Annotated in this window: 4 protein-coding genes; all 4 read right to left on the bottom strand. The window is 43.4% G+C overall.

All coding sequences use genetic code 11. The features are described from left to right. Positions 1-110: 110 nt before the first annotated feature. The 4 genes from ACP5N5_RS06265 to ACP5N5_RS06250 are packed head-to-tail and all read right to left on the bottom strand — an operon-like array spanning position 111 to position 3110. A complete protein-coding gene (locus tag ACP5N5_RS06265) occupies positions 111-800 on the bottom strand; it encodes a TIGR00296 family protein (protein ID WP_048058946.1) in 690 nt (229 codons plus the stop codon). After that, the gene (locus tag ACP5N5_RS06260; protein WP_428134062.1) at positions 766-1314 is read right to left on the bottom strand and encodes a Mut7-C RNAse domain-containing protein; all 549 of its coding nucleotides are present in this window, start codon (positions 1312-1314) and stop codon (positions 766-768) included. The genes ACP5N5_RS06265 and ACP5N5_RS06260 overlap by 35 nt, the downstream gene beginning before the upstream one ends. After that, complete coding sequence (locus tag ACP5N5_RS06255) at positions 1311-2144, bottom strand: CBS domain-containing protein (protein WP_276814453.1); 834 nt, start codon at positions 2142-2144, stop codon at positions 1311-1313. The genes ACP5N5_RS06260 and ACP5N5_RS06255 overlap by 4 nt, the downstream gene beginning before the upstream one ends. Before the next feature lie 3 nt (positions 2145-2147). Next, the gene (locus ACP5N5_RS06250) at positions 2148-3110 is read right to left on the bottom strand and encodes a CBS domain-containing protein (protein ID WP_428134049.1); all 963 of its coding nucleotides are present in this window, start codon (positions 3108-3110) and stop codon (positions 2148-2150) included. Positions 3111-3559 lie beyond the last annotated feature (449 nt).

Below are 3559 nucleotides of genomic sequence, written 5' to 3'. Positions count from 1 at the left end.
ATTAGCATTTGTAGCGGTGATCCTTGGTCTAGGGTACTTCATACTTCTCTCTGGAGTATTTGAAAGTATTCATGAAAATCGTTCCGGCCTGAATCCTTGTTTCAAAGGTATCAAGACGGCCGGGCATCCCTGGGTTTCTTGCATGAGGCCTCATACTCGCTATGTATGTCTCTCTCGTATATTTCTCCACCTGGTGCTTTCTCTCTGAATACTCTGCCTTCGTAAATATATATTTTCGTGGATTTATCAAGCCAGCAGTCAGGCCTCAGCCCTGCTTTCAGGCATGTTTCTGCAAGGAATGTTTCTTCATCCCAGCAGTACTCCACCGGTACAACTGGGAGTAGTGTTCCCTTAAACCAGCCTTTTTCTGCTACCAATCCGTGTTTCCCGATAATGATCATTGATGGTATTTGCCACCTATCCTCTACAACTACTGATTCAGGGTTGGAAAGCACTGTCACCTCTACTATTATCTCCCCTAGCTCATCCGGGCTAAGTGGGGGAAAGCGTGGATCATTTACGGCTGCCTCAATAGCTGATTCGATGGTTGACTCTATTAAACTATAGACAGGAGCCAGGAATCCTATGCATCCCCGGAGAGATGTTCTCCCGGTTGCATTAATCCTCTCTATAGTGGTGAAGGTCATCCCTGGTCTTCTTAGTTTTTCACTAATTACAGCATAATTTGCAGCATCTATGTGCTCCCCCTTTGTCACATATGCCTCTATTGCTTTCCTTGCTATCTTAACTAGGAGAACCCCTTCTTCAAAGGTTAACTCTGAAGGGTGCACTGTGTTCACTAATCATCCCCTTCTCAAATTGTTTTTGAAACATGCTCAGCTTCTTCCTTGCATCACTCAGTATCATCTCAATCATTCTCCAGTGGTTTCCTACCCAATATACTTTACCACAGCGCGGGCAAATCCAGAAGTCTTCATGTATACTGTATACTCTTGGAGGAACCTTATCCTTTACTTCGCTCTTATCTGTTTTCCTTAAGAGTGTATTGTCTTCGGGGCATCTTGTCTTCTCATAGTCCACGTAGAGTCTTATGCCTGTTAATCCCGCTATCCTGGCCAGCATGGCAGCTAGGTCCTCATCCTGTAGAAGAATACTTTTCAACCCCCTCTTCAATGCTTTATGATGTAAGCTTCTATCTCTTGTAAGTATTATCCTACCCTCTAGCTCCGCCCTCCTAAGTATCAACCAATCCTCCATTTTATTCCCGTAAACGGTATCATAGCCCAGTATTCTAAGCCATCTCGCCAGGGAGCCTAGCATAGCGTCTACGATGAATTTCTGCTCACCGCTCATCTTGTTATACCCAGGATTGTTAAGGCTAGATAACCTATTAAATCATGCTCTCTTACTACGCCACTTACCTTACCCTCATTATTTAATACTAATACGCCACGTGTCTTCTCCCCGTAAAGTATTCGTGCCGCCTTATATATCTCGGCTTCCTCGCTCACCACTGGCAGGTTTCTTTTATAGTAGTCCCTTACCACTAGCTCCTCTATCCTCTCCTTTCTATGCTTTTCAGGAATGTTCTCAATGAATGTTGTGAAAGCATATGCTAGATCCATTATGGTTATGTACCCAATAGGCTTTCCGTCCTCGCCCACTACTACCGCGAAGCTTTCATCACGGTTCAACATGCCCTGCCTAAGCATTAAAAGACTATCGTCTACCCTGATCTTCAAGTAGTCCTTCTTTACAATTTTCGAAACCGGGTCTGTAATGGACTCGGCTAGCTTTAACAGACTCCACCTGTAGATAGCTCCCTCTAGTCCTTCGTTGCCTACAATGGGCAGTATCCCGATGGATTTCGAGGCCATGGTTTTCACTATATCGCTTAAAGGTGTATCTAGCCTAGCTATCAACGGCTGTATACTCATGAAGCCTGATACTCTTAGCCTGCCAGGTGATGAGAGTCTAAGCCTCTCGGTGGCTATTTTCCCCACTACGTCTCTACTTGAGACCACTCCTGCAATGTTTTTAACATACTTTTCATTAATCCTCTTATTCTCCAGTATTACTGCCTTATCGTTTCCTGTTTTCTTAAGGAGTCTTACATAATTTATGAGCGAGTCGTTTTTATCCAGGGTTGCCGGTGTCTTCTCAATAAACTCGTCTAGGCTCATATGCTAACCGGCCCTGTACCCTGTTATTGTTAAGGCGTATAATACATCTCTCTCCGTGATTATTCCCTGGAGTACTCCTTCATCGTCAACGACGAGTGCGGAGCTGACCCCTTTATCTACCATTTCCTGTATCGCTACTGCTAGATCATCATCGGGCTTCACAGTTACTAGGGAACTTGTCATCAAATCCTCGATTTTCTTAGAGTGCACCTCCCTTATATCCCCGGTACTGGTGTCCCCGTATACTCTATGGCTCCCGAAGTATTTGACTATATCCATTGCAGTCAGGATGCCTACCACAGTGTTGCCGCTTGTCACGGGCAGTCTTCTAAACCCATAGGTACTCATGGTTTCCAGTGCTTTTCCTAGTGTTGAATTGATACTTATTGTTAAAACCGGCGTTGACATAGCTTCCCTGGCTTTTAAACCGGTCTTGATGATGCCGTAGAGGTATTTAACGAGATCATGTTCGGTGATGATGCCGTAGATAGTGTTATCCCTGTTCAATATGGGGATAACGCCTATGCCATGCACGATCATTGCTTCAAGCACGTTGATTAATGTATCGTCAACGTATAAGCTAATAGGGTTTTTCACCATTATGGTCTCAACGATTTCCTTCTCAAGGGCTGAGTAGATATTGTATTTATGCCTGTTGGCAACGATCTTGAAGTATTCTCCACCACCGAGATAACTAATTAAGTCTCCAAGGGTGAGTAAACCGTGAAGCCTCCTATCACTTAGTGAAACAAGGAGGCTTCTCCCATACGTGGACATCTCCTCAAGGGCCCGCCTTATCACGGTTGAGGGAGAGACTATCCTGGGCTCTCTTCTAGCAATAAAGTAAAGCTCCTTCTCTACCTTGAAGATATTGTCATCAAAATTGGGGGTACCATTGCTTCTAAGTAGCCTGTATGGATCAGTTTTCCTGAGAGGACGGGGCTTCCGGGGTATTGGTACATTCATTTCGACACCAAGTATATAAATATTTGTTCCAGCATTAATTAATGTTTCCACTTAGAATATCCATGGAATACCTATTGAAACATATATATACATACATACTAGATATATAAAACTATAAAGTTCATAAATCCTGCGGATTCAAAATATTATTAAACAACGTATCACATATAAGGAAGGTGAATCCAGGCATCAAGATATATTAGAAAACCCTATAAGAGGGGGTTATTAATATATGCGTAATATCGGCAAAGACCAATCTATCAACACTGGTGGAAGCTGTCGAAGACATTAATAAACAACTGGAATCCGTACGTCTTGGACTCTCGTTATTCTACACGCACATCCTAGACGAAGCCGGTGAAGAACAGAGGCAGAGTCTTTACAAGGCTCTAGAGAAATCAGATATTATCTTGATAGATGTCAGGACGCCCTTGTAAGGCGTTTAGAGA

This window comes from Desulfurococcus sp. (assembly GCF_049970475.1).
Classification (GTDB): Archaea; Thermoproteota; Thermoprotei_A; order Sulfolobales; family Desulfurococcaceae; genus Desulfurococcus; species Desulfurococcus amylolyticus.
Note: the sequence above shows the minus strand (reverse complement) of the source record. Positions and strands in the feature narration are given on the sequence as shown.

What these genes read in the sequence shown, in the direction of transcription:
- ACP5N5_RS06260 (WP_428134062.1), bottom strand. Translation starts at nt 1,314, where the DNA reads ATGAGCGGTGAGCAGAAATTCATCGTAGACGCTATGCTAGGCTCCCTG.
- ACP5N5_RS06250 (WP_428134049.1), bottom strand. Translation starts at nt 3,110, where the DNA reads ATGAATGTACCAATACCCCGGAAGCCCCGTCCTCTCAGGAAAACTGAT.
- ACP5N5_RS06255 (WP_276814453.1), bottom strand. Translation starts at nt 2,144, where the DNA reads ATGAGCCTAGACGAGTTTATTGAGAAGACACCGGCAACCCTGGATAAA.